This is a genomic window from Ensifer sp. EB106-03-01-XG145 (assembly GCF_058792075.1).
Genome location: NZ_JBYTEC010000015.1, coordinates 48,857 through 73,328, shown reverse-complemented (window position 1 = coordinate 73,328; position 24,472 = coordinate 48,857). Strand labels below are relative to the sequence as shown.

Genomic DNA, 24,472 nt, shown 5'->3' with positions numbered 1-24,472 from the left:
GCAGTCGCAGCACCCTCCACCCTCATCTCTGTGCTCGTCACAGAGATCCAGCCGCCGTGCGTCGGCACGGCTCGAGATGCAGGGCTGCGGACGCTCGACATTCGGAGGATTTCTCGCGCCGCGGACGCGGCGCGGCTGGATTCCTGTGACAAGCACAGGAATGAAGGAGATCCGAGTTGGCGCAAAAAATTCCGGCGCCGCCAGTAGCCCTACTCCAGCCCCCGCCGCACCCTACTGCACCTGCAGATGCAGCTCCGCCAGCGCCTGCCGCAGGTCGTCGATCGGCGTCTGGTTGGCCATCTTCTTGCCTTCCAGCTCCGGCGGCATCTTCCAGCCGGGATCGATGCCTTCCATGTTGGGCAGCTCATGCGCGATGCCCTTGTGGCAATCGATGCAGGTGGCCTTGCCGGAAAGCAGATAGCGGGTGTGGATCTCGGCCGCCCGCTGCGTCTGCTTCTGCAGGTCCATGGCGACGGAGGAATGGCAGTTGCGGCATTCCAGGCTGTCATTGGCCTTCATGCGCGCCCATTCGTGCTGGGCCAGCTCCAGCCGTTTTTCGAGGAACTTCGACCTTGTGTTGATGGTGCCGAAGATCTTGCCCCAGACCTCCTTCGACGCCTGCATCTTGCGGGCGATCTTGTCGGTCCACTGGTGCGGCACGTGGCAATCCGGACAGGTGGCGCGCACGCCGGAGCGGTTGGAGAAGTGGATGGTGCGCGTCAGCTCCTGGTAGACGTTGTCGTGCATCTCGTGACAGGAGGTGCAGAACTTCTCGGTGTTGGTGAGTTCCAGCGCGGTGTTGAAGGCGCCCCAGAACATGACGCCGCCGATGAAGCCGCCGAGCGTGAGGAAGCCCAAGCCCAGCGTGCCGGCCGGCGTCGCCATGATGTGCCAGGCCCAGAGGATAAGTTTCCTGATCCATGCGATCATGATGTCACTCGCTTCCGGCCGGCTTGAAGCCCAACTCGCTCATGTCCTTGAAATTGCTCGGCACCAGCGGGCTGGTGTCAGCCTGCGGCACATGGCAGGCCGTGCAGAAATAGCGCCGCGGCGAAACGTCGGCGATCATCTGCCCGTCGCGCGTCATGTAATGGGTGACGCTGATCATCGGCGCGCCCGAATCCTGGGTGAATTCGCGCTTGTGGCAGGAAAGGCAGCGGTTGGCATTGACCGAAAGTTCGTAGCCCTCGATCGAATGCGGGATGACCGGCGGCTGGTCGGGATAGGCGCGCATCTTGCGCTTGTCGTCGACCACCCATTTCGGCAGCGGCGCCGCCGCTTCGGTCGCCATCTGCGGCGTCGGGCCTTCGAGCTGCGGCACCAGCTTTTCCGCAACTTGAGCCACGGCGGCGGTGGTGACGAACACCATCAGCCCCGCGGCCATCGCCATCCAGACGGGCCGCTTCGGGCCAGCAAAGGTGCGAAGCGGTCTTGCCTGAGGAACTGCCCCGAAACAAAGAGACAGGACGTTTCCGCAAATCCGCTTCAGCCGAAAAAACCCTAGAGGGTGACGGGAACGATCTTGACCGCGCATTTTTTGAAATCCGTCTGTTTGGAGATGGGATCGGTGGCGTCGAGAGTGACCTTGTTGATGAGCTGGCTCGCGTCGAACCAGGGAACGAAGATGACGCCAGGCGGCATGCGGTTGCGGCCGCGGATATCGACGCGCGAGCGGATTTCGCCGCGCCGCGAGACGATGCGCACTTCCATGCCCTGGTTGATGCCGCGCTTGCGCGCGTCCTCGGCATTCATGAAGACGCGTGCACCCGGAAACGCCTTGTAAAGCTCCGGCACCCGCATGGTCATCGAGCCCGAGTGCCAGTGTTCGAGCACCCGGCCGGTCACCAGCCAGGTGTCGTATTCCTCGTCGGGGGATTCGGCCGGCGGCTCGTAGGGCACGGCGAGAATGATCGCCTTGCCGTCCTTGTTGCCATAAAATTTCACGCCCTCGCCCGCCTTCACGTAAGGGTCGAAGCCCTCGCGGTAGCGCCACTTCGTCTCCTGGCCGTTGACGACAGGCCAGCGTAAGCCCCTGACCTCATGATAGGTGTCATAGGGCGCCAGGTCATGGCCGTGGCCGCGGCCGAAGGTGGCATATTCCTCGAACAGGCCCTTCTGGATGTAGAAGCCGAAGTCCTTGGCCTCGTTGTTGTCGTACTCGGCGCTGACGTCGGTGATCGGGAAGCGGTCGACTTCGCCGTTCTTGAACAGGACTTCGAACAGCGTCTTGCCGCGATATTCGGGGCTGGCGTCGAGGATCTCCTTCGGCCACACCTCGTCCGTGATGAAGCGCTTGGAGAATTCCACCAACTGCCAGAGATCCGAGCGCGCCTCGCCGGGGGCCTGGACGAGCTGGTGCCAGACATGGGTGCGCCGCTCGGCATTACCGTAGGCCCCTTCCTTCTCCACCCACATGGCGGCGGGCAGGATCAGGTCGGCGCTCATCGCGGTGATCGTCGGATAGGCATCGGAAACGACGATGAAATTGTCCGGGTTGCGATAGCCCTGCCAGGTCTCGTTGGCGGTGTTGGGTCCCGCCTGGACGTTGTTGTTGACCTGCACCCAGTAGAAGTTGAGCTTGCCGTCCTTCAGCATCCGGTCCTGCTGCACGGCGTGATAGCCGGGCTTTTCCGGGATGATGCCGTGCGGGATGCGCCAGATCTCCTCCGCATGCTTGCGGTGCTCGGGATTGGTCACCACCATGTCCGCCGGCAGGCGGTGCGCGAAGGTGCCGACCTCGCGCGCCGTGCCGCAGGCCGAAGGCTGGCCGGTCAGCGAGAACGGGCTGTTGCCGGGCTCGGAGATCTTGCCGGTCAGAAGGTGCAGGTTATAGACCATCTGGTTGGCCCAGACGCCGCGCACATGCTGGTTGAAGCCCATGGTCCAGAGCGACATGACCTTGCGGCTGGGGTCGGCATAGAGCTCGGCAAGCTGCTTCAGGAATTCCGGCTCGACGCCGGTCAGTTCGACGGTCTTTTCCAGCGTGTATTCCGAAACGAATTCCTTGAACGCCTCGAAATCCATCGGCTCGGTCTTGCCCGGGTCCTTGGAGTTGGCGGCATTGACCTCGACCGGATTGTCGGGCCTCAGGCCATAGCCAATGTCGGTGACGCCGCGGGCAAACTTGGTGTGCTTGCTGACGAAGTCCTCGTTGACGCGGCCAGTCTCGATGATGTGGTTGGCGATATAGTTGAGGATCGCCAGATCCGTGCCTGGCTTGAAGACGATCGGGATGTCGGCCAGGTCCATGCTGCGATGGGTGAAGGTCGAAAGCACCGCGACCCGCACATGCGGCTGGCCGAGGCGGCGATCGGCGACGCGCGTCCAGAGAATCGGGTGCATCTCCGCCATGTTCGAGCCCCAGAGCACGAAGGCATCGGCGTTCTCGAAATCGTCGTAGCAGCCCATCGGCTCGTCCATGCCGAAAGTGCGCATGAAGGCGACGGCGGCAGACGCCATGCAGTGGCGGGCATTGGGGTCGAGGTTGTTGGAGCGGAAGCCCGCCCGCATCAGCTTCGTCGCGGCATAGCCCTCGAAGATCGTCCACTGGCCGGAGCCGAACATGCCGACCGCCGTCGGCCCCTTCTCCTTCAGCACCTTCTTCGCCTGCTCGGCCATGACGTTGAAGGCCTCGTCCCAGCTCACCGGCTCGAACTCGCCGTCCTTGGCGTAGGCGCCGCCGCGCTTGCGCAGGAGCGGCGTCGTCAGCCGGTCGTTGCCATACATGATCTTGGAGAGGAAATAGCCCTTGATGCAGTTGAGGCCGCGGTTGACCTCCGCCTGCATGTCGCCGTGGGTGGCGACGACCTGGCCCTCCTTCACGCCCACCATCACGCCGCAGCCCGTGCCGCAGAAGCGGCACGGCGCCTTGGACCATTTGATCTCCAGCGCGTTGACACCGCCGGGCACCGGCTGTGCGGCGGCAGGCAGCGCTATGCCGGCCGTGGCGGCGGCGATGCCGGCTGCGTGGGCTTTCAGAATGTCACGCCGCGTCAGTTGTCCGCTCATGGCTCCTGCCTTTCCTCTTCCATTTCGACATGCTCGAAAACCATGTTGGCCGAGATCACCCCATCAAGCAGCGAGATCTTCGTCAGGCACTCGCCGAGCTGGCCCGTGCTTCTGCCTTCGATGACGATGACGATCTTGCCGCCGCCATGGCCGTGGATTTCGACGTTTTCCATTCCCTGCAGCGTCTGAAGGATGCTCTCGGTGCTGGCAGGCATCGTGGCGACCACGGCGCTCGAAATGTGATAGGGCGTGCCCGCCTTTGCCGTTGCGGCCTCAGACATGAGCCACCTCCGCTTCCATTGCCTTGACCGCGATGGCGCTGACCGGGCAGCCCGAGAGGCAGGCGCCGCAGCCGGTGCATTTGGCCTCGTTGATCTCAGGCAGGAACGGCCCGCCAATGCGCGGGCGAAAGCGAATGGCCTGCTCGGGACAGCTTTCGCCGCAGGACTGGCAGGCGACGTTGCGGCGCGCCAGGCACGTGTCGGTGATGACGGCGACATGGGGGAAGCGCCGCACGTCCTTTGCCTCGAACACCGGCTGAGGACAGGCTTCCTCGCAGGCGCCGCAAAAGGTGCATTCGCCGCGCGAAAAGTCGACGAAGGGGAGACCGTCTGCGAGACGGATTATGCCGGTGGGACATCGTTCCCCGCAGGCGCCGCAGCCGGTGCAGGCCGCAAGGCTTGCCTCCGAAACACCGGGCGGCCGGATGCGGACCGGCTTTGCGGCGGCGCGGCCGGTAAAGAGTTCACGGCGGGAAAGAGGTTCTGCGCCCATAGCCGGCCTCAATGCCCGGGCGGGCCCGGCGGGCCAAAGATGATCTGCAGCATCCAGACGAGGAAGCCATAGCCGCCGACGACGCCGACGGCGACGATCGGCCAGATGCCGAAGGCGAGCACCAGGAAGGTGAGAAGCTCCGCACGCCGCGAGCGTGGCGGCCTTTCGATCGGCTGTGGCTGAACGAGTTCTGGCATTTCTGCGTCCCCCAACACAATCTAAGGTAAGATGCGCCACCCGAAATAAAAATCAATCCCGTAACCGGCAGATGACAAGAATGTATCCTGTTGCAGAATAGATAGCGAACTGAGCGGGTCATTGATCTGGGTCAAAACAACAGGATTCCAACGGGAAAATCGTCCGAAACTCTCGGATCGCGCGCCGAAATAACTCGCGAAGAACAAACAATTTTACGAGATTCGTTATGTTTAAAAGAATACATCGATTCAGGACCGATCGCCCGAGCCAGTCAAACAGCGCAAATGTCGGGCGAATTTCACGGACGGTGAACGCGCGGCGCTGGCTCGGCCGCAGCGCCTGACACGACCACTCTTGCAACCCAGGGCTTTATCCCCTATCCCGAACGCATGACACAGCTTCTCGAAATCGGAACCGCGCGCGTGCTGAAATGCGCAAATGATGGCCCCCTCCTCAAGGTGCCGGGCGACGCCAATGATTTTCTCGGCGACGCCTGGGCGCATGAGGCCACTCTGGTGGCGATCCCTGTGGAACGGCTTGGGGCCGATTTCCTCGATCTTTCGACCCGTATTGCCGGCGACGTGTTCCAGAAATTCGTCAACTACCGCATGCGGCTCGCCATCGTCGGCGATATCAGGGCCAAGCTCGAAGGCAGCAAGGCGCTGACCGATTTCGTGCGCGAGACGAACAAGGGCAACGCGATCTGGTTCGTGCCGGATTTCGAGACGCTCAGCGCCAGGCTTGCAAGCGCGCCGGTCGCCTGACCCTCAGGCCGGCAAAGAACGAGCACGATGGTTTGGCGCGACCAAACCATCGGCTTCTGCATCCGGCTATCCGCCTGTCAGCGAGCATTGCGGGAGCGCACGCGCCCTCCCGCAAACACCCTGCTCCCGGCCGCGATCGCCAGCGCAATCACCGTCAGCACAGCCGCAACCACAAAGGTCACCCGCATGCCACCCGCGACCGCGTCCGGCGCGGCTTTGGCGATATCGCTTGCGGCCACGGCTGAGGCGAAGACCGCGCCCATGACCGATGCACCGGTGACGAGCCCGAGATTGCGCGAGAGGTTGAGCAGGCCGGAAACGACGCCGCGCTTGTCCGGGCCGACGTCGGCCATGACGGCCGTGTTGTTGGCCGCCTGGAAGAGCTGGTAGCCGGGCGTCAGCATCGCGATCGCCGCGATATAGCCGACGACGCCAAGGAGACCCGGCAGCAGCGCAAGAGCAGCACACCCCGCAACCATTGCCACGAGACCGGCCGTCACCACCGATCGCGCCCCCAGCCGATCGACGATCCGGCCGGCGGCCACGCCGCCGAAGGCCGAGATGACCGGCCCGACCGAAATGACGAGCCCGACCGTCGCCGCATCGAGCCCGAGCCCGCGCGAGAGATAGAACGGCCCGACCACCAGCGTCGCCATCATCACGGTCGAGACCAGCACGTTGGTCGAAAGCCCGACGCTTAAAGCGGGGTCGCGAAACATCGCCGGCCGAACGAGCGGCGAGGCGACCTTCGTTTCGACGAGCAGGAAGAGCCCAAGCCCGAGAGCCGCGGCCGAAAGCAGCACGACATTGAACACGTCGAAACTGCCGCGCCCCAGCGTCATCGCCAGCGCATAGGCGCCGAGCGAAAACGCCAGCAACAGCGTGCCCGGCACATCGAAGCGCGGGCGCTGCCTGCCCTCAGTCTTGCGGTCGGAGGGCAGATGCCGACGGACGAGAAACAGCGCCACGAGACCAAGCGGCACGTTGACGAGGAAGATCGCCCGCCAGCCCGGGCCGGCCACCAGCGCACCGCCAAGCGACGGCCCGAGTGCGGTGCCGACCGCCGACATGGTGCCGAGCAGGCCCATGGCGCTGCCGGTCCTCGCCTTCGGCACCGTCTCGCCGACAAAGGCCATGGTCAACGCCATCATGATCGCGGCACCAATGCCCTGCACCGCCCGCGCCGCGATCAGCAGCGCAAAGCTTGGCGTGAGGCCGCAAACGACCGAGGCCGTGGTAAAGAGCGCAATACCGGCAACGAGCAGCCGCCTGCGGCCGACGATATCGCCAAGCCGTCCGACGCTGACGATCAGCGTGGTGATTGCCAGCAGATAGGCAAGCACCACCCACTGCACCGCCTGAAACGACACGCCGAACGCGTCCGCCAGCGCCGGCAGCGCGACATTGGCGCTGCTGGTGCCGAGCGAGGAAAGCAACATGGAAAGTGAAAGGCTGGCGAGCACCCAGCGAACGGAAGGCGCTAGAGCGGTCGGGGGCATGGTGGTGTCTGTCGAGGTCATCAGCCACGTCCCGCGCACATGGCTTCGCGACGCGCAGTTCTCGCGCAAGAAACCCCTTGAAAATAAAGAGTTAGAGCGATTTCGTGACTCTGCTTGTGCGGCGATCTCATGCGATCGGACCGGAACATCAGGGACATCAGGAAACGGCCAAGGGCCACGGGCGTTAGCCGGCATAGGATCATCGGGAAACCCTCCAAATTCGGTTCCCCGAGAACCTAATCTCCTGCCACATAGGGCGGAAGGCGCAGCATTTGCACTTCATTCGTGCGTTTGACGCCACATCATGGTCGAACTCATGCTATGGAAGGCCATGACCAGACCCGACCTCAACCTGCTCGTGACCCTCGATGTGCTGCTTTCGGAAGGCAGCGTCGCCCGCGCCGCCAGGCGCCTGCAGCTCAGCCCATCCGCCATGAGCCGGGCGCTGGCCCGGCTGCGAGAGGCAACCGGCGATCCGCTGCTGGTGCGCGCCGGCCGTGGCCTCGTGCCCACGCCGCGGGCGCTGGAGCTTGGCGCCCATGTCGGCACCCTGGTCGAAGCAGCCGAAGCCTGCCTCCGCCCCGCCGAAAGCCTGGACCTGAAGACGCTTACCCGCACCTTCACGCTCAGGAACCGCGAGGGTTTCGTCGAGAATTTCGGCCCGGCGCTGATTGCCCGCGTAGCCAGGCAAGCCCCCCGCGTGCGCCTTCGCTTCGTGCAGAAACTCGACCGGGAAAGCAGCCCGTTGCGCGAAGGCAGCGTCGACCTCGAAACCGGCGTGATTGGGGAAGCGACTGGCCCGGAGCTTCGGGCACAGGCCCTCTTCCACGACCGCTTCGTCGGCGTGGTCCGATCAGGCCATCCGTTTTCGAGCGGCGAGATCACCCCCGCCCGCTACGCTGGAGGCCGCCACGTCCACGTCTCCCGCCGCGGCAACGACACCGGCCCGATCGACGCCGCCCTTCACCCCCTCGGCCTCAAACGCGACATCGCCGCCTCCGTCGGCAGCTTCTCCGAGGCCTTAGCGCTCGCCCGCGCCACCGACCTCATCGCCAGCGTCCCCGAACGCTACACCGGAACGCTGCGCGAAAACCTCTTCACCTTCCCCCTGCCGGTCACCCTCTCGGAGATCACCATCTCGCTGATCTGGCACCCCCGCCTCGACGCGGATCCGGCGCACCGGTGGTTAAGGTTGTGTGTGCGGGAGGTGTGTGGCGATGGAGCTGGAGGGATCCGCGGCTGATCTCACCTGACCAATGGACGTGTCACTTGCATGTTCGAGGAATTAGGTCACGTCAGACTAACGGATGCGGAATAGGTCGAGCCAGCGATGATGAATCGTCAGCGGAAGATCCCGCGCTATCCCTACTGCATGTCTCCTTAAATCGACCTCGATCTAAGGACAAAGACGTGCAGCAAATCAAAGCGCTACAACGACCTTTGGGCGTCTGATAAAAAACGCGGCGCCGTAGTGCCCCCAAACCAACGTGGACATTCGCCACGACCGATCATCCCCGCATCCTGACATCGATTGAGATCGGCCGGGGCTGCGCACCGTTCGTGTCTTAGAGACCGACGCCCGCAGGGTCCGGAGTTTGTTCGAAACACTCGATCAGCATTTCGGTGAGGACACGTACCTTCCTTGCGGGATGCTGCCCCGGCGGACGGATAACATATACACCTGCCGGAGGTGGCGGATGGCGTGTCATGACCGGAACCAGCGCGCCGGAGGCTATATATTCATGGGTGACGCCATCGGGGAGCCACGCGATGCCGAGTCCTGTCAATGCAGCGGCGGCGAGAGCTAGGGCGTTGTCGGCCTTGAAGCGCCCCCGCGGATAAACCGTAATGATCTTGTCGCCATCCATAAATTGCCAGCCCTCCGTTCCTTGCATGAGGGCCTGATGGGCGACGAGTTCCTCCAGCGTCTCGGGGGAACCATGCGTTTTGACATAGTCCGGGCTCGCGACCAACTTCCCGTAGATCGGCCCGACGCGTCTTGCGACCAGGTTAGAGTCCTGGAGATACCCAACCCGGATCGCGCAATCAAAGCCCTCCGCGATGAGATCGACGAAGCGATCACTGTAGGCGGCATGGATATGGAGCTGCGGGTGGCGTTGCGCCATTTGCGCGAGTACGGGCGCGAAGTGGGTCGGGCCGAAAGAAAGCGGCACAGCAACTCTCAAGCGGCCGCAAAGGTCACCGGCGGGTAGGATCGTTTCCCTTGCCATGTCGATCTCGGCACAGACTCTGGCTGCATGGTCCCGAAACGTGATCCCGGCTTCTGTGAGAGCTGCGCCGCGGGTTGTTCGTGCAAGAAGTTGCACGCCAAGTTCCGCTTCAAGTCGGACGAGCCGCCGGCTGACCATTGACTTGGAGACGCCCAGCCGCCGCGCGGCGGGCGAAACGCCCCCAGCATCAGCCACTTCCACGAATGTCCGCAGATCTTCGATATCCACTTTGGCGTTCCCCATTTCGCGACACAGCTTGGCACAAACGAAGGCTACCGTATCAAAAATGGGAATGGCAGTGTCCGTTTCGTAGGCAGCGCCGCTGTCAGCGCATGTCTGCCGGTAAGCCGACCTCACACGAAACGGCAGCAGAGGATGTATTCATGACCTTTCGTAACGGCCTTGCTTCGCTTCTTCGCCCGGAGGATTCCGTACTCGTTCTGATTGACCATCAGCCCTACCAGCTCGCAAACCTAAACAGCCACGATCCGCAGATGGTGGTCAACAATTCGACGGCTCTGGCGAAGGCCGCCAAGGCCTTCGGCGTACCGACCATCCTGACCAGCGTGATCGCTGAGCGTGGCGGTCTCATCTTCCCGCAAATCACCGATGTGTTCCCGGGCCAGGAAGTGATCGACCGGACGTTCATCAACACCTGGGAGGACCGGAAGGTGGTGGATGCGGTCAAGGCGACGGGCCGCAAGCAGTTGATCATCGCCGGCCTGTGGACCGAGATCTGCGTCGCGATGCCGGTGATCCAGGCCCTCGGCGAAGGCTGGGACGTGACGGTCATCACCGACGCTTCGGGAGGGACTTCGGTCGAGGCCCACGAGGTCGCTATCCAACGGATGATCGCGGCCGGTGCGAACATGATGACCTGGCTGGCGCTGGCGGCCGAATGGCAGCGCGACTGGGCCCGCACCCAGCATGCCGCCGAGCTGACGGACGTGCTCAAGCATCATGCCGCTGGTAGCGGCATCGCGTTCCTGTGGGAGCAACAACTGCTCAACACGCCGATACCGAGCAACGCAGGCTGATACGTGGCGAATTCTCAAGGCTGCCCATTTGAGCAGCCTCTGAAACTGGAGCTGGTCGCTAGAAACGCGACCAGCGTCGCTAACTGGAATTGCAGTTTTTCCGGCTTTGGCGGTCAAAATTCCAGAAAATCGTGGCGAGCTACAGTCGTTTTTCCGGGCGCCACCAGGGCGACCGTCATCGCGCAATGGCCCGTCGCCTGGCGTCGAGACAGCTCAACCCGCCCCCGCCTTCACCAACCCCTCACGCAAATGCTGCGCATCGCTCTCCTGCGCATAATGCAGCGTCGAAAGAAACGTCTCGATCCCAAACGTCGGCGCCAGCGTCCGAACCTTCTCCATATGCGCGTTCGCCGCAATGTTGTCGCCGAGCCAGCCGTGGCAGGCGGCGACGAAGGCGTGTTGCGTCTCGTCCATGCTCGTAAGATGCATGAAGGCCTCGATCGCCTCGCCATATTGGCGGGCGGCGAAATGGGCCTTGCCGAGGTGGCTCCAGAAGCGTTCGGGGTGATGCGGGTTGAGCCGCATCGCCTTCAGGATCCATTCCACCCCCTCTTCCGGCCGCCCGAGCCAGGTCAGAAGCTCGCCCTGCTGCACCACGACGAGGTCGTAATTGGGGTTGAGGAAGAGCGCACGCTCCTGGTGATAGCGCGCCATCGTCAGCTCGTTGTTGTTGACGTTGACGGCCGCAAGGATGCGGTGCACGTCGGCGTCGTTGTCGTCGAGCGCCAGCGCCCGTTCCAGTTCGGCATTGACCTCCACCCAGGTCGCGTCCTTGTCGGCGCACCATCCGTAGACCCAGGCCTGCCCGAGGATGCAGGCCCGCCAGGCATGGGCATGGGCATAGCCGGGGTCGAGTGCCACCGCCCGGTCGATCAGCGATTGGGCTTGGCTGTTGTCGGCGACGGTGCTGCGATGGTGCAGCACCTTGGCGGCGAGCGCGCATTCATAGGCCGCCATGTTGGCCGGCTTCGTGCGGGAGAGCTGGTCGCGCTGGGCGGCCTCGACGCGGCCCGGCAAGGTGGCGGCGATCGCCGCCGTCACCTCGTCCTGAATGGCGAAGATGTCGTCCAGCTGCCGGTCGTATTTGTCGGCCCAGATATGGGCGTCGTTGAGCGCGTCGATGAGCTGGACGGTGACGCGCACCCTCTCGCCGATCTTGCGAACGCTGCCTTCCACCAGGTATTGCGCCCCGAGCCGTGCGGCCACCTCGCGCGCGTTGACCGGCTGGTTCTTGTAGACGAAGCTCGAATTGCGCGAGATGACGAAGAGCTCATGGCGGCGCGACAGCGCAGTGATGATGTCTTCGGTCAGGCCATCGGCGAAGAACTCCTGATCCGGGTCGCCGCTCATGTTGTCGAACGGCAGCACCACGATCGTCGGCTTGCAGACGGCCCTTTTCGCATCGGCCTCGTCCGGCGACGCCGGCAGGATCACGCCTTCGGGCCCGATGCGATAGAGATGCACGGGGCGGCTGATGTTCTTCAGTATCTTCTCGCCAAGGTCTTCGATCGGCAGTTCGAGGCGGTCGGCCACCTGTGTCGCCACCGCGGCGGTCACGCAGATGCCGCCGACATCGGCCAGTTGCTCGATGCGCGCGGCGATGTTCACACCGTCACCGAAGATGTCGTCGTCCTCGAAGATGATGTCGCCGAGATTGATGCCGATGCGGAATTCGATCCGCCGGTCCTCGGGCACATCGCTGTTGCGCCGCTTCATGCGCTGCTGGATCTCGACCGCGCATTTGACCGCATCTGTCACGCTCTGGAACTCGACCAGCATTCCGTCGCCGGTGGTCTTGATCAGCCGGCCCTTGTTCTTGGCGATCGCCGGATCGATGAGCTCGATGCGGTGGGTTCTGAGCCGCGCAAGCGTGCCCGCTTCGTCGGCCTCCATCAACCGACTGTAGCCGGCCATGTCGGCCGCCAGCACTGCGGCGAGTCTCTGCTCCATGGGCTTGCCAAACACTTTGAAAAGCGGCCCGTTCCGGGCTTCCGGACCAAGGAGATCACCGCAGAATACTATCGTACGGCGACGCGATCGCCTACCTAAATTAGCACTCACCAAATCAAGAGGGAGCAAGTATCCGGAAGCAACCCAGCGCTGCGCATCATTCGATTGCGGCATGGAGTGGCGAACCAAGCGGTCGAGGCTTCTCGTAAGCTGCTCGCCAAGCAAGCCTGGGTCAGAGCAGATTCCCGTTCAGGTCGTCGAGCCGTGGGGCCTACGGTGCTGTCTCCGCTTGACATTAATTGCCTAAAGCAACTAATTATATGCTCAAGGCAAATTTATGAAGGCATCGCCATGTCGCCGCAGCAAGTCGACGAACGCGCCCTGACGGTGCGGCGCTTCAACCGGTTTTATACCCGCCTGATCGGCCTGCTGCACGAGCACCTGCTCGCCAGCGCCTTCTCGCTGACGGAGGTTCGCATTCTCTATGAACTGGCGCACCGGCCGGCGCTGACGGCAACCGACCTCTGCCGAGAGCTCGGCCTCGATGCCGGCTATCTGAGCCGGGTCATCGCCGGCTTCGAGAAGAAGGGACTGGTCGAAAAGACACGCTCGCCCGCCGATGGCCGGGTCGCACAGCTGGAACTGACGGAAGCGGGGCGCGCGACGTTCCAGCCGCTGGAGGATGCCTCCCAGCGCGAAGTCGTCGCCATGCTGGAAAAGCTCTCGGTGCCGGAACAGCGGCAACTGGTCGCCGCGATGGGCGAGATCAAGAGCCTGCTGCGGGACGAGCGGACGCCAGGCTATATCCTGCGCGATCCGCAACCGGGCGACATGGGCTGGATCATCCATCGCCAGGGCGCGCTCTATGCGCAGGAATACGGCTGGAGCACCGAGTTCGAGGCCCTGGTCGCGGAAATCATCGTCAAATACATGCGCGACTACGACCCCGCTTCGGACCGGTGCTGGATCGCTGAAAAGGATGGCAAGGTGGTCGGCTCGGTGTTTCTCGTCCGGCACGACGCAACGACGGCAAAGCTCCGGCTTCTCTATGTCGAGCCGAGCGCGCGGGGCCTCGGCATCGGCCGCCGCCTGGTCGAGGAATGCATGCGCCACGCCCGCCTTCAGGGCTACACGCGCATGGTGCTGTGGACCAATGCCGGCCTCGACGCTGCCCGCCACATCTATGAGAAGGCCGGTTTCGCGCTGATCGAGGAAGAGCAGCATCACAGCTTCGGCAAGGATCTTACCGGCCAGACGTGGGCACGCGATCTGTGAGGATCTTGTAGGCGCCTTGCACGCGACAGAAGGCCGAAGGTATGTCGTCCCGCCGGGCGCACCCGTTTACTGCGTTTGCAGTGACGGGGCACGCACCGACGAGCCGCTGACGAGGCTGAACGTCCCGTCACAGAGGCGGTAGAATCCGTTCTGCGGAACCGGCAGTTCCAGCATTTCCCGCCGCGAGAGGCCGGCATAGACGCCGCGCAGCAACCGGCCAAAGAGCCCGTGGGATATCGCGACCGTCGGCCCCTTGATATCGGCGAGCCAGCTCTTTGCCCGGGCGCAGGCTGCGTCGAAGCTCTCTCCATCCGGCGATCGAAAGTACCAGTCGAAGGCGTCGGAACCGTCGAGCACGCCCGGAAACTCGTTGTCGATCTCGAACATCGTCAGACCGTCCCAGGAACCGACGGAAACCTCCATCAGGCGTGCGTCCTCGCGACGCGCCAGCGGCAGCACGCGCTGCACCCGCTCTGCTGTTTCCCGTGTTCTGCCGAGGGGACTGACGTGCAGCTCGACAGTATGCGGATCGTCCGTCATTTCCTCCAATAGCAGCCGCGCAACGAAATCCGCCTGCTCAAGCCCGCGTCCGGTTAGTGGCGAATCCTGCTGCCCCTGGAAGCGGCCAAGGGTGTTCCAGACGGTCTCGCCGTGGCGCAGAAGGTAGATCACGGTCGGCACAGCCGACTTTGAAAGGGAAGCGTTGGTTCGGTCCACCGGAGTTTCGCTCAGAACAAAGGGATGGAGAAACCGGCTAACAAGGTAGCCCAAATAAGTATGCCCATAGGATAGCCATAGAGTAATTTTTCCCTGGGCGACATCTCAAAGTCAGGATCAGTCGATTCGCCCTTGTACATCTTCGGCCCGATATCGACGGTAAAATCCCAGCCATTGCCTTTGTAAAAGCGCAATGACCGGATGAACGAATAGGTTTCCCGGATCAGAAATGCGGCGAGTACAGGTACGACCAGGTACAGTACGTAAACGGGGCCTTCGTTCTTCAGCAAGATGATTCTCTCACTCCACCGGATCGAGAATATCCGGCGTATCGTTCTTCGGCGAGCCCACCTTGCTGCCGATCTTCCACATGGTCATCAACTCTGGCGGAAACGGCTTCATCAGATCAGGCGCTTCCGGCTCTGGCGAAAGCCAGCGCTCGTAGTCCTCAGGGTGAAGGATCACCGGCATGCGGTCGTGGATATCGGCGATCATGGCGTTGGCGTCGGTTGTGACGATCGCGAAGGTGCGGATATCCTCGTCGGTTGCCGGGTCGCGCCAGCTCTCCCAGATGCCGGCAAGACAGAAGGGTTCGCCCGATTTCATGGCGATGGCATAGGGCTGCTTATCCTTGCCGGTGCCGTGAATGTCCTTCCATTCGAAAAAGCCGTCTATCGGCACCAGGCAGCGGCGCCGCTGATAGGACGAGCGGAACTTGGTGGCGATCGTGTCGCTGCGCACGTTGACGAGCGGCCTTCCCGCCTTGGGGTCCTTCGTCCAGCTCGGGATCAGCCCCCAGCGCGCCGAAACGAAGACCGGGCCGAAGAGATCGGGATCGCGGATCACGTCGCGGATGATGATTGGATAGATCAGCGTCGGCGCGCCGTTATACCGCGGAAACTGGTTGGCGATCGCTTCGACGCCGCCGCGCGTCGCAAAGCCGAAGGCGCGCAGCAATCCCTCGAGATTGGTCTTCAGATAGACGCGTCCGCACATGATCGCTCCTCTGGAACCGGCGGCAAAACGAACGGCAGCAGCGGCTTTGCGCATTCAACCGGCGCCGGAACCGCAGAAAAAAAGGTATAGCCCGGTCGCTCCGGGTCAACAGCCCCAGCCCATCGCCCTCTCCGGGCTCCAAGAAGTTTGGCGCCAGCGCCCTCTTCTAGCGCGTCACTTCATCTTCTCGACATCGGGCAGCTTCCAGCTCTTTTCGAACAGCGGCTTTTCCGGGCCGTAGAGCCTGAAGAGCAGCTCGAACTTGCGGCTCGGATCGACCGGCACCCAGTTGGCCTCCTTGCCCGCTGGCGCCTTGGCGCCGAAGAAGACCTCGACCGAGCCGTCGGCGTTCTTCTGAACGCCTGACCCGATCGAGGCGACACTTGCCTTGTCCATGTTGCGGATCAGCGCATGGGTCTCGCGGTCATAGGCCGTCACCGACCAGTATTGCTTGACCGGCGCATCCTTCGGCACGACGAGGCGATAATTGGCGCTGCCGTCGAAGGCGTTGCCGTCCTTGTCCTTGTTGGCCATCAGGTAGAACTGCGCCGTGCCGATATGCTTGATGCCGGTGAAGCCGAGCGTGTAGGTCACGCCGCGGGCGTCGACCGGATAGCTGTTCGGGTCGGCATAGGCGTCCGTGGCGGCCGCCACCATGTCCGGCAGGCCGGCCGGAAACCAGCGGATGCCCTCGTTGATCACAGGGAAGCCAGCGTCATAGCGTGCGGAAAGCTCGGCCTTGGCCTCGGCGGCCGCCGCGTCGAGAAGCTTCTTCGTCTCGTCGCTTGGCTGGTAGGGCTTGCCCTTCTCGATCCCGAGCGTTTTCAGATGATCGATCATCACCCGGTCGCGTTCGAGCCAGGGCTCTGTCTGCACGACGCGGTTCAGGTTGTCGAAGAATCTCGCATCGTAGCGGATGGTGCTGTCGAACAGCACATCATAGGCGTCTGTAAAGACCGTTTCCGGCGGCTTGTCGGTCACCGGCATCGGGTAGATCTTGATCTTCTTGCCATAGGCGACCGATTTTTCGATATCGGCGTCGGCATGGCTCTTCAGGTTAGAGCGCAGCAGCGCAAAACCTGTGAAGGTGTCCGAGCGAAGCGGAATGAAGCCCTCCGGCACCTCGCCCATGTAGTCCGGCGGCAGGATCAGGTACTTGCCGCCCTTGCCCTTGTCCGCCCCCTCCGGCCCGGCATCCTCAAGCGGCATCTGCCAGGCATTGACGATGTTGCCGGCGATCGATCCGCCTTCTGCCGGCGGGATTTCGATGACGATGGGTCCGTCCTTCACGTTCCAGAACGACATGAAGTAGATCGCGTCCGGGTTCGGCGTCAGCGTCTGGTTCTTCCAGTTGACCGGCCGCGACCAGTAGACGATCTCGTTGACCTTGGCCTTGGTCTTCGAAAGCGCCTCCTGCAGCATCAGGTCGGCGTTGACCGCCGGCATGCCCCAGATGACCGCCTCCGTCGCCCGGCGCTCGACGGCGCGGCGCTGAAGACTTTCCGGCGAAACGTCCTGTGCGGCGACACCAGCCGTTCCGGCAAGGAGCGCAAGCGCTGTAAAGGCAACCCGAAGCATGTGGATCCTCACTTTCGGCAATGTCCATCTGAAGCGCGAAACGCAATGCGGCGTGACGCCAGGCCGCATCTTTCCACCGCGATGAACCGCTGGGAAGTAGACCTCCCGCCTTTTCGCCGCGGAAGTACGTAACAGTTACCTAAATCAGAAAACCAGGCCCGTGATCGCCGGCTCCTCCTCAGACCGGACACTGCCTTGGCATTGAGCCCTTGGCATAGCGCCCTTGGCATCCGGCCCCTTACATCCGGCCCTTGACATCAGGACAAATTAGGTAGATCGGTCTACCTAACGTTTTGGAGAAAGCGATGAGCGAGAAAGCGCCGGCGCGCGAGCGCCTGCTGAAGGCCGCGGCCGAATTGTTCTATCGAGATGGGGTCGGTGCCACCGGCATCGATGCAATCACCGCGCATGCGGGCGTCGCCAAGATGAGCCTCTACAACAACTTCTCGTCCAAGACCGATCTGGTGAATGCCTATATCGAGGCCCGGCACAAGGAATGGCAGGAGCTTTACCGTGAGCGCCTGGCACACGCGGCAACGCCGCGAGACCGGGTGCTGGCGATCTTCGATAGCTATGTCGACCACGCCGAGATGGCTTACTCCTGGGGCTTCCGCGGCTGCGGGCTGCTGAATGCCGCAGCCGAGCTTTCCGTCGGTGACCCCGCCCGCGCCATCGTCGCCCTGCAGAAGGACGAGGTCGAAACGCTGTTCAAGCAGTATCTCAGCGAGATGCGGCCCGACGCCGGGGCCGCGATCGACGAGACCGCAGAACATCTCTCCTTCCTGCTCGAAGGCGCGATGTCGCGCGCCGGGCTCGACGGCAACGACATCAGGCTGAAGTCCGCGCGCAGGATCGCCATCTCGATCATGGAGCAGCTATGACCTCCCAGAATTCCGTTTCCTTCGTCGGTTTCGCTTGCGTGCTGATCGCCTCCGCCCTCTGGGGCACGACCGGCACCACCGCCACCTTTGCATCAGGGGTCAGCCCGCTCGGCATCGGCGCCGTCGCCATGGGTTTCGGCGGCCTGCTCCTGGCGCTGACGGCGCTGCACTCGATCGTCAAGAGCAGCAGCCGGATCGCTGCACAATGGCCGATGCTTTTGCTCGGCTCGCTCTCTGTCGCGATCTATCCGCTCTCCTTCTACAGCTCCATGCACCTCGCCGGCGTCGCCATCGGCACCGTCATCTCCATCGGCTCGGCGCCGCTGGCAGCCTCGCTGATCGAGCGGATCTTCGACGGCCAGAAGCTCACGACCCGCTGGCTGCTGGGCGCTGCCGCCGGCCTTGCTGGCGCCGTGCTTCTCACTTTTTCCGAAAGCGCCGGCCACGGCGGCGGAAACGCTCAGGACGCGGCGGCGGTCCTTTACGGCGTTCTGCTCGGCCTCGTCTCCGGCCTGCTCTATGCGCTCTATTCCTGGGTAGCGCGCCGGCTGATGCAGGCGGGCATCCCGCCGCGCGCCGCCATGGGCTCGATCTTCGGCGTCGGCGGCGTGGCTCTCCTGCCGGTGCTCGCCTTCACCGGCGCGCCGCTGCTCGCGTCGTGGACGAACATCGCCGTCGGCGTCTACATGGCGCTCGTGCCGGTGCTCGTCGCCTATGTGCTCTTCGCCTATGGTCTCGCCCGCGTGTCGGCCACCATGGCGACCACGCTGTCGCTGCTCGAACCGGTCATTGCCGCCGTGCTTGCGGTCGTCATCGTCGGCGAGCGCCTGCCGGCCGAGGGCTGGGTGGGTATCGGCCTGATCGTCGGCTCGCTCTTCGTCCTGACCGTTCCGGTGCCGGGGCGGCATCGCCGCGCCAAGCCTGAGCGATCCGATGCCGCGATCGACGCGGCGCTCCACACCCGCTGAAGCCGGAAGCCTTGAGATGAGCGACGTTGCGCTGCCCCAACGCCAGGCAAACCGGTTCTCCGTGATCGTCATTCTGATCTTGCTCGAAGCGGCGCTGGTGGTCTCCTGGAGCGCCGGCTTCGTCGGCATCCGATTTGCTATCGACCATGCGCCGATCTTCCTGATCCTGCTCTGGCGCAGCCTCGTCTCCGGCCTGCTGCTGCTTCCCTTCGCGCTGACGATCGGGCCGAAAATCCGCTGGAAGGACGCCGCCCCGCAGATGCTCTTCGGCGCACTCGCCATGTCCGGCTATCTCGCCGGCTTTGCGCTCGCCATCTCCTACGGCGTGCCGACCGGGCTCGTGGCGCTGATCGCCGACATGCTGCCGCTGGCGGTCGCCATCCTCTCCTGGCCCATTCTCGGCCAGGCGCTTAACCCCCGCCAATGGCTCGGCTCCTTCATCGGGCTTGCCGGTGTGCTCATTGCCTCCGGCTCGTCGGTCGATCTCGGCGACGTGCCGCTCTGGGCCTATGGCCTGCCGGTGCTCGGCACCCTGTCGCTGGCGCTGGCGACACTTTTGCAGAAGCGCAGCCCGGCGGGCGCCATGCCGGTGCATCAGAGCCTCTGCATCCAGTGCCTTTCGGCGGCCGCGATCTTTGCCCTTTTCGCCTGGCACGAAGGCCGCGTGCTGCCTGTTCTCGATCCGGGTTTCGTCGGCGGCATCCTCTGGCTGGTCTTTATCGCCACCTTCGGCGCCTGGAGCCTCTATTATCTCGCGCTCAAAAAATCCTCGCCCGCCCGCGTCACCGCGATCCTCTATCTGAGCCCACCGGTGACGATGATCTGGGCCTTCGTCATGTTCGCCGAACCCCTCTCCTGGGCCATGGCAGCCGGCCTCACCGTCTCGCTCATCGGCATCGTCATCGTCGCACGGGCGCAACGGCCGGTTCACGGCTGACGGCACGGCTTGCATCTTGCGGTGGTCCTTGCGAAAGCTCTCCACCAAACAATCAGGGCAGCGGCCATGAGCTTTTCCGAAGTCAAACCACGTCACGTGCTCTGCCTGCTCGGCGGAGAGCGGCCCTTCTCCGAGCTGTGCGGCATGATCCAGTCGGCGATCGACAGTTTCGCCCCCGGCTTCGAGATCGACTATACGTTTTCCGAGGACGCGCCGGATGACCGCATGCCGATGTCCTTCGAGGTCTGCTGGGATCGCGTGCAGAAGGGTGCGTGGACTAAAGACGACGAAGAGGCTGTCGGCGACCACCGCTCAGTGATCTATGTGCTCGGCCCTGCGATGACGGCCGAGGATGCCGTGGAGACCTCCGGCACGGCGCTTCGGCTGGTCGTCCATGCACTGGAAAATGGCATCGTTGCCGCCAAGGGCGAGAGCGCCGGCGTCGCACACGGCGTTGCCAGGTGGAAGCAGCTTGCCCGCGACGCGGAGGGCCAGACGGGCGCTTCCCTCGCCCGTCCCTGCCGCCTCGCCTTCGGCAAGCGGCCGATCGGCACGGCCGAATACCTCTACAGCATCGGCTTCCATCTGGTCGGAATACCCGACGTCTACGCGCCAAGAAGCCTTTCTGACGACGAACTGGCGCTGAGCGCGATCATCGACAGCGTTGCCGAGGAGGTCTTCGCCGAGGGTGTCGAAAAGGTCGTGGCGCGCCGCGGCGCCAAGTTGCTGCCCGTCGACGCCTACGACGAGGACGAGTTCAAGTACAATCCCTATGGCGCCATCCATCTTGCGCCTTAGGTACTAAGTCGCCCGAGGACCGGAGATTCTGATGCCAGCACCAGATCGCGAAAAAAGACTGCTCCTCAGTGTGCAACGCGCATTGCTGGAAACAGTCTCGCCGACGATAGCGGCCGTAACGTGTGGCTGGAGCGGCGACAATATCGTCCTCGAATTTCTGGTAGACACAGCTTTCAACGACGAAGATCGAGAATGTTGTGAAGTGGTCGCAACTGAGGTTGTCGCGGATTTCAGCCATGAAACGATAACGACGGTCTTCACGTCACCACCCTGCGATGGGCCGAAGGTCCCAGTCGCAAAGCGATGGTGGGCATACCGGCGATCTTAGCCGAATGCCCTCGCAACTGGAGTGGCCCCTCGTCAGGCAAATACCAGCCTCTGTCGATTGGCACTTTAGAAGTGAGTTAGCCGTAGCACTTGCATCGCACCTCGATTCGTAATAATTGAAGTTACATGAAAAAAGACAGCCGCCTTTCCTCCGTCCTGCACGCGCTCCTGCACATGGCCGAGCGCGGCGAACCTTTGACCTCGGACGAGCTTGCGCTCTGCATGCGCACCAATCCGGTCGTCGTCCGCCGCACCATGGGCTTCCTGCGCGATGCCGGCATCGTTTCCTCCGCCCGCGGGCACGCGGGCGGCTGGGCGATCACCGCCGATCTCAAGACCGTGACGCTCCGGCAATTGCACGAGACGCTTGGCGAGCCCGCGATCTTTGCCATCGGCAACCGGCAGGAAATGCCGGAATGCCTCGTCGAGCAAGCGGTCAATGCCGCCCTCGACACCGCCTTCGCGGAAGCGGAAGCGCTGCTGCTCGACCGCTTCGCCCATGTGACGCTCGCCGATCTCGCCGAGGATTTCGCAAGGCGGCACCGGCTTCGATCGCAATGAAACCAGCCGATCGATCCACGTCATGACGTGATCGATCCCGATACATCCGCCCATTACGGAACCGCTTAGAACGCGGTTTTCCGGCCGGAATTCTATTGCCCAAAGCTCGGGTCGAGACACTGGTTCCGTGAACCGGTGGGCTGACCTGTGCGCAACCGAAAGGACTTGAACGATGCAACAGGACGTCATCATCATCGGCGGCAGCTATGCCGGCATGGCCGCCGCCCTCCAGCTTCTGCGCGCCCGCCGGCGCGTGGCTATCATCGACGAGGGCATTCGCCGCAACCGGTTTGCCAGCCACTCCCATGGCTTCCTCGGCCAGGACGGCGTCGCGCCCGGCGAGATCGCCGCAACCGCGCGGGCGCAGCTCTCCGCCTATCCGACGCTCACCTGGATCGAGGGCCGCGCCGTGACCGCCAGCGGCAAGCAGGACGCCTTCGTCGTCACCACCGCCGACGGTGCGTCCTTCGAGGGCCGACGCCTGCTCTTTGCAACCGGCGTCAAGGACGGCCTGCCTGACATCGAGGGGCTGGCCGAGCGCTGGGGCAGAAGCGCCTTCCATTGCCCCTATTGCCACGGCTACGAGCTCAACGAGGGCGAGATCGCGGTCATCGCGGCAAGCCCGATGTCGATCCACCAGGCGCAGCTCATTCCCGAATGGGGCAAGGTGACCTTCTTCACCAATGGCGCCATCGCGCTCGACAAGGAGGGCCGCGCCGACCTCGTCAAACGCGGTGTCACCATCGACGAAACCCCGATCGTCAGGCTCGAAGGCCTCGCGGAAGTGGTGCTGACAGACGGCCGCCGCCTGCCCTTCTCCGGCCTCTTCGTCGCCACCCGCACGACGCCCGCCAGCGACATCGCCGAACGCTTCGGCTGCGAGATCGAGGAAACACCGATGGGGCTGCAAATCCGGGCCACGGCCGCCAAGGAAACGACCATTCCCGGCGCCTATGCCTGCGGCGACGTCGGCCGCGTTCCCCACTCCGTCTCGCTCGCCGTCGGCGACGGCGCCTGGGCAGGGGCGCAACTGCACCGCTCGCTGGTTTTCGGATAGAGAGCAGCCACCGCAGGGCCTGCGGTGGAAGCCGAACGGACACATCCGCCCTGCGTCGTTCGGCTTCCAGCCTTGTCAAATCGACTGCCCCTGTGCTTCGTTCGGTCCGAACGTAAGTTGGAGTGATCGATGGCAATAGCCCTCACCTGCTTCCAGGGTCGCGCCGGCGACCACAATGACCTGGCCATTCCGGGCGCCCGATCGATCGCCTCCCATCTCGCTCGAAGGCTCGGTCTTGAAACCGTCGTGATCGGAGAGCCGGAACCGGCGCTGAACGGCCATTGGACGGTCGAGCTCGAAGCCGCGATGCCGGCACTCCGGCGCATGCAGGATCGCTTCGACGCGGTTTACGCCGAAGGATCGTTCTCGCTGGCGGCGACGAGCCGTTGCGCGGTGTCGCTAGCAACCCTGCCTGCCGTCGCCAGGCACCATGACGATGCCGTCGTCGTCTGGTTCGACGCGCATGGCGATCTGAACACACCTGATACCAGCAGCACCGGCTATCTCGGCGGGCTGGCGCTTTCGGGGCCGTGCGGCCTCTGGAAATCCGGCCTTGGGCACGGTGTCTCCGTTCGCAATGTCGTCCTGGTCGGGCAGCGCGACCTCGATCTGTTCGAAGTTAGCCTCATCGCTGTGGGGCACATCCCGCATATCCGCCCCGGCGCCGACCTTGCGCAGAAGCTTGCCGAGGCCGTCGCCGGCAGGCCTGTCTATATCCATCTCGACTGCGACGTGCTGAACCCTGGCATCGTCCCGACCGATTATCAGCATGACGACGGGCTGTCGCTCGACGACTTGCGCGCGACCTGCGAAGTCCTTGCCAAGAGCAAAGTCGTCGGCTTGGAGATCGCAGAGTTTCAGAACGCCTGGTCGGAGGGCGGCGAACCGGTGACGCCTGAACCGTTGATCGAGGCACTGGAACCGCTTCTGCAAAAGCTGCGCCGCTGACCTCGCCCTCGGCAGGCTGCCAACGCTCCTCATTGCGAACAGCCGGTTTGGGCGTAGCATGATCCTCCTGCTTGCGTTCGGTGTCGGCTGCAATGACGCTCAGATCGGTCCTTCTTGCCTGCGCCTGCCTGCTCGGCGGAAGCATCTCCGCCAAGCCGCTATCGGTCGATCTCGAACTGGTGCTCGCCGTCGACGTCTCCTACTCCATGGACCTCGACGAGCAGCGGCTGCAGCGGCAGGGTTATGTCGCCGCCTTTCTCGAGCCCGAATTGATCGAGGCCATCGAGAACGGCCCGCTCGGCCGCATCGCCGTCACCTATGTCGAGTGGGGCGGCGCGGCGGTGCAGGTCACGCCCTGGACGCTGATCGACGGTCGTGGCACGGCGGCGCAATATTCCGAGCTCCTGCGTCGGCAACCGATCCGGCGGATCGCCTTCACCTCGATCTCCAACACCCTTGCCTTCACCCGACGGCTGTTCGATTACAACCCCTTCCAGGGCAGCCGCCGCGTCATCGATATCTCCGGCGACGGCCCCAACAATTCCGGCGTCCCGGCGCCGGTCGCGCGCAATTCCACCGTCGCCCGCGGCATCGTCATCGATGGCCTGCCGATCATGTTGAAAACGCACGCAGCCTCGGACTCCGCCTCCATCCCCGACCTCGACGCCTATTACCGCGAATGCGTGATCGGCGGCGACGGCGCGTTTCTGATGAAGGTGTCCGATAGCGGCGAGTTCGCCAGCGCCATCTTGCGCAAGCTGATCACCGAGATCTCCGGCCTGGAGGTAAGTCGCATGGAGCCGGCCACCGTGCGGCCGGTTCAGGCCGGCAGCGGCTACAATTGCTTCATCGGCGAGGAGATGCAGGAGCGGATGATCGGACGGTAGACACAATCTTGCTGCCCTGTTGCCGTGGAGCGTCCTTCTGCCCCCAAGTGATGCGGCTTGGAGGCAGGATGCTCTAGTCCG

The 24,472-nt window shown here is 63.6% G+C and carries 26 protein-coding genes; 13 read left to right on the top strand and 13 right to left on the bottom strand.

Translation table 11 applies throughout. The annotated features are described in order from the left end of the window. Positions 1 to 231: 231 nt before the first annotated feature. From AC3WWH_RS26680 to napE, 6 genes are all read right to left on the bottom strand, one after another. Positions 232 to 930, bottom strand: coding sequence for a NapC/NirT family cytochrome c (locus AC3WWH_RS26680; RefSeq protein ID WP_162752569.1), 699 nt, complete (start codon positions 928 to 930; stop codon positions 232 to 234). 4 nt (positions 931 to 934) lie between these two features. Next, on the bottom strand, positions 935 to 1,390 hold the full coding sequence (locus tag AC3WWH_RS26675; protein ID WP_058322419.1) for a nitrate reductase cytochrome c-type subunit: 456 nt from the start codon (positions 1,388 to 1,390) through the stop codon (positions 935 to 937). Between the two features lie 110 nt (positions 1,391 to 1,500). Then, the gene (gene napA / locus AC3WWH_RS26670) at positions 1,501 to 4,008 is read right to left on the bottom strand and encodes a periplasmic nitrate reductase subunit alpha (protein ID WP_058322418.1); all 2,508 of its coding nucleotides are present in this window, start codon (positions 4,006 to 4,008) and stop codon (positions 1,501 to 1,503) included. Further along, positions 4,005 to 4,289, bottom strand: a complete 285-nt coding sequence (locus tag AC3WWH_RS26665) for a chaperone NapD (protein ID WP_058322417.1) — start codon at positions 4,287 to 4,289, stop codon at positions 4,005 to 4,007. The genes napA and AC3WWH_RS26665 overlap by 4 nt, the downstream gene beginning before the upstream one ends. Continuing rightward, positions 4,282 to 4,782: a ferredoxin-type protein NapF gene (gene napF / locus AC3WWH_RS26660; RefSeq protein ID WP_058322416.1), complete on the bottom strand. Its 501-nt coding sequence runs from the start codon at positions 4,780 to 4,782 to the stop codon at positions 4,282 to 4,284. Before napF ends, AC3WWH_RS26665 begins: the two co-directional genes overlap by 8 nt. Before the next feature lie 8 nt (positions 4,783 to 4,790). Further along, on the bottom strand, positions 4,791 to 4,979 hold the full coding sequence (gene napE / locus AC3WWH_RS26655) for a periplasmic nitrate reductase, NapE protein (RefSeq protein WP_058322415.1): 189 nt from the start codon (positions 4,977 to 4,979) through the stop codon (positions 4,791 to 4,793). 390 nt (positions 4,980 to 5,369) lie between these two features. Here napE and AC3WWH_RS26650 point away from each other — a divergent pair, with 390 nt between their 5' ends. Beyond that, positions 5,370 to 5,744 (top strand): DUF4180 domain-containing protein, encoded by a 375-nt coding sequence (locus AC3WWH_RS26650; protein ID WP_058322414.1) that lies wholly within the window; start codon positions 5,370 to 5,372, stop codon positions 5,742 to 5,744. A gap of 77 nt (positions 5,745 to 5,821) precedes the next feature. Here AC3WWH_RS26650 and AC3WWH_RS26645 read toward each other — a convergent pair whose 3' ends face one another. Further along, positions 5,822 to 7,264, bottom strand: coding sequence for an MFS transporter (locus AC3WWH_RS26645; RefSeq protein ID WP_113399108.1), 1,443 nt, complete (start codon positions 7,262 to 7,264; stop codon positions 5,822 to 5,824). A gap of 310 nt (positions 7,265 to 7,574) precedes the next feature. Between AC3WWH_RS26645 and AC3WWH_RS26640 the strand changes: the two genes are divergently transcribed. Next, positions 7,575 to 8,486 carry a LysR family transcriptional regulator gene (locus tag AC3WWH_RS26640; RefSeq protein WP_058322437.1) on the top strand — a complete coding sequence of 304 codons (912 nt, stop codon included), beginning with the start codon at positions 7,575 to 7,577 and terminating at the stop codon, positions 8,484 to 8,486. 322 nt (positions 8,487 to 8,808) lie between these two features. Here the strand turns inward: AC3WWH_RS26640 and AC3WWH_RS26635 are convergent, their stop codons facing one another. Then, on the bottom strand, positions 8,809 to 9,702 hold the full coding sequence (locus tag AC3WWH_RS26635) for a LysR family transcriptional regulator (protein WP_057254416.1): 894 nt from the start codon (positions 9,700 to 9,702) through the stop codon (positions 8,809 to 8,811). A 155-nt stretch (positions 9,703 to 9,857) separates the two neighbouring features. Here AC3WWH_RS26635 and AC3WWH_RS26630 point away from each other — a divergent pair, with 155 nt between their 5' ends. Continuing rightward, the gene (locus tag AC3WWH_RS26630) at positions 9,858 to 10,511 is read left to right on the top strand and encodes a hydrolase (protein ID WP_058322413.1); all 654 of its coding nucleotides are present in this window, start codon (positions 9,858 to 9,860) and stop codon (positions 10,509 to 10,511) included. Positions 10,512 to 10,724: 213 nt separating this feature from the next. On the opposite strand, the gene AC3WWH_RS26625 is transcribed toward AC3WWH_RS26630, so the two are convergent. Continuing rightward, positions 10,725 to 12,461 (bottom strand): adenylate/guanylate cyclase domain-containing protein, encoded by a 1,737-nt coding sequence (locus AC3WWH_RS26625; protein ID WP_058322412.1) that lies wholly within the window; start codon positions 12,459 to 12,461, stop codon positions 10,725 to 10,727. Between the two features lie 351 nt (positions 12,462 to 12,812). On the opposite strand from AC3WWH_RS26625, the gene AC3WWH_RS26620 reads away from it, so the two are divergent. Continuing rightward, the gene (locus AC3WWH_RS26620; RefSeq protein ID WP_058322411.1) at positions 12,813 to 13,736 is read left to right on the top strand and encodes a bifunctional helix-turn-helix transcriptional regulator/GNAT family N-acetyltransferase; all 924 of its coding nucleotides are present in this window, start codon (positions 12,813 to 12,815) and stop codon (positions 13,734 to 13,736) included. 66 nt (positions 13,737 to 13,802) lie between these two features. On the opposite strand, the gene AC3WWH_RS26615 is transcribed toward AC3WWH_RS26620, so the two are convergent. From AC3WWH_RS26615 to AC3WWH_RS26600, 4 genes are all read right to left on the bottom strand, one after another. After that, the gene (locus tag AC3WWH_RS26615) at positions 13,803 to 14,408 is read right to left on the bottom strand and encodes a histidine phosphatase family protein (protein WP_058322436.1); all 606 of its coding nucleotides are present in this window, start codon (positions 14,406 to 14,408) and stop codon (positions 13,803 to 13,805) included. Between the two features lie 56 nt (positions 14,409 to 14,464). Continuing rightward, positions 14,465 to 14,743, bottom strand: a complete 279-nt coding sequence (locus AC3WWH_RS26610) for a hypothetical protein (RefSeq protein ID WP_058322410.1) — start codon at positions 14,741 to 14,743, stop codon at positions 14,465 to 14,467. Positions 14,744 to 14,753: 10 nt separating this feature from the next. Then, positions 14,754 to 15,449: an SOS response-associated peptidase gene (locus AC3WWH_RS26605; RefSeq protein WP_058322409.1), complete on the bottom strand. Its 696-nt coding sequence runs from the start codon at positions 15,447 to 15,449 to the stop codon at positions 14,754 to 14,756. A 174-nt stretch (positions 15,450 to 15,623) separates the two neighbouring features. After that, positions 15,624 to 17,027, bottom strand: coding sequence for a DUF1254 domain-containing protein (locus AC3WWH_RS26600; RefSeq protein ID WP_058322408.1), 1,404 nt, complete (start codon positions 17,025 to 17,027; stop codon positions 15,624 to 15,626). A 305-nt stretch (positions 17,028 to 17,332) separates the two neighbouring features. On the opposite strand from AC3WWH_RS26600, the gene AC3WWH_RS26595 reads away from it, so the two are divergent. The 9 genes from AC3WWH_RS26595 to AC3WWH_RS26555 all read left to right on the top strand — a co-directional run bounded on the left by AC3WWH_RS26595 (position 17,333) and on the right by AC3WWH_RS26555 (position 24,391). Next, positions 17,333 to 17,908: a TetR/AcrR family transcriptional regulator gene (locus tag AC3WWH_RS26595; protein ID WP_058322407.1), complete on the top strand. Its 576-nt coding sequence runs from the start codon at positions 17,333 to 17,335 to the stop codon at positions 17,906 to 17,908. Then, positions 17,905 to 18,876: a DMT family transporter gene (locus AC3WWH_RS26590; RefSeq protein ID WP_058322406.1), complete on the top strand. Its 972-nt coding sequence runs from the start codon at positions 17,905 to 17,907 to the stop codon at positions 18,874 to 18,876. Before AC3WWH_RS26595 ends, AC3WWH_RS26590 begins: the two co-directional genes overlap by 4 nt. 16 nt (positions 18,877 to 18,892) lie before the next feature. Then, the gene (locus AC3WWH_RS26585) at positions 18,893 to 19,813 is read left to right on the top strand and encodes a DMT family transporter (RefSeq protein WP_058322405.1); all 921 of its coding nucleotides are present in this window, start codon (positions 18,893 to 18,895) and stop codon (positions 19,811 to 19,813) included. A 66-nt stretch (positions 19,814 to 19,879) separates the two neighbouring features. Then, positions 19,880 to 20,611: a hypothetical protein gene (locus AC3WWH_RS26580; RefSeq protein WP_058322404.1), complete on the top strand. Its 732-nt coding sequence runs from the start codon at positions 19,880 to 19,882 to the stop codon at positions 20,609 to 20,611. Positions 20,612 to 20,642: 31 nt separating this feature from the next. Then, the gene (locus AC3WWH_RS26575; RefSeq protein WP_082640820.1) at positions 20,643 to 20,939 is read left to right on the top strand and encodes a MafI2 family immunity protein; all 297 of its coding nucleotides are present in this window, start codon (positions 20,643 to 20,645) and stop codon (positions 20,937 to 20,939) included. 125 nt (positions 20,940 to 21,064) lie between these two features. Then, positions 21,065 to 21,499 carry an Rrf2 family transcriptional regulator gene (locus tag AC3WWH_RS26570; RefSeq protein ID WP_058322403.1) on the top strand — a complete coding sequence of 145 codons (435 nt, stop codon included), beginning with the start codon at positions 21,065 to 21,067 and terminating at the stop codon, positions 21,497 to 21,499. Between the two features lie 172 nt (positions 21,500 to 21,671). Beyond that, positions 21,672 to 22,556, top strand: a complete 885-nt coding sequence (locus AC3WWH_RS26565) for an NAD(P)/FAD-dependent oxidoreductase (protein ID WP_058322402.1) — start codon at positions 21,672 to 21,674, stop codon at positions 22,554 to 22,556. A 129-nt stretch (positions 22,557 to 22,685) separates the two neighbouring features. Continuing rightward, complete coding sequence (locus AC3WWH_RS26560) at positions 22,686 to 23,504, top strand: arginase family protein (RefSeq protein ID WP_058322401.1); 819 nt, start codon at positions 22,686 to 22,688, stop codon at positions 23,502 to 23,504. 92 nt (positions 23,505 to 23,596) lie between these two features. After that, the gene (locus AC3WWH_RS26555; protein ID WP_058322435.1) at positions 23,597 to 24,391 is read left to right on the top strand and encodes a DUF1194 domain-containing protein; all 795 of its coding nucleotides are present in this window, start codon (positions 23,597 to 23,599) and stop codon (positions 24,389 to 24,391) included. The last annotated feature ends 81 nt before the right edge of the window (positions 24,392 to 24,472 follow it).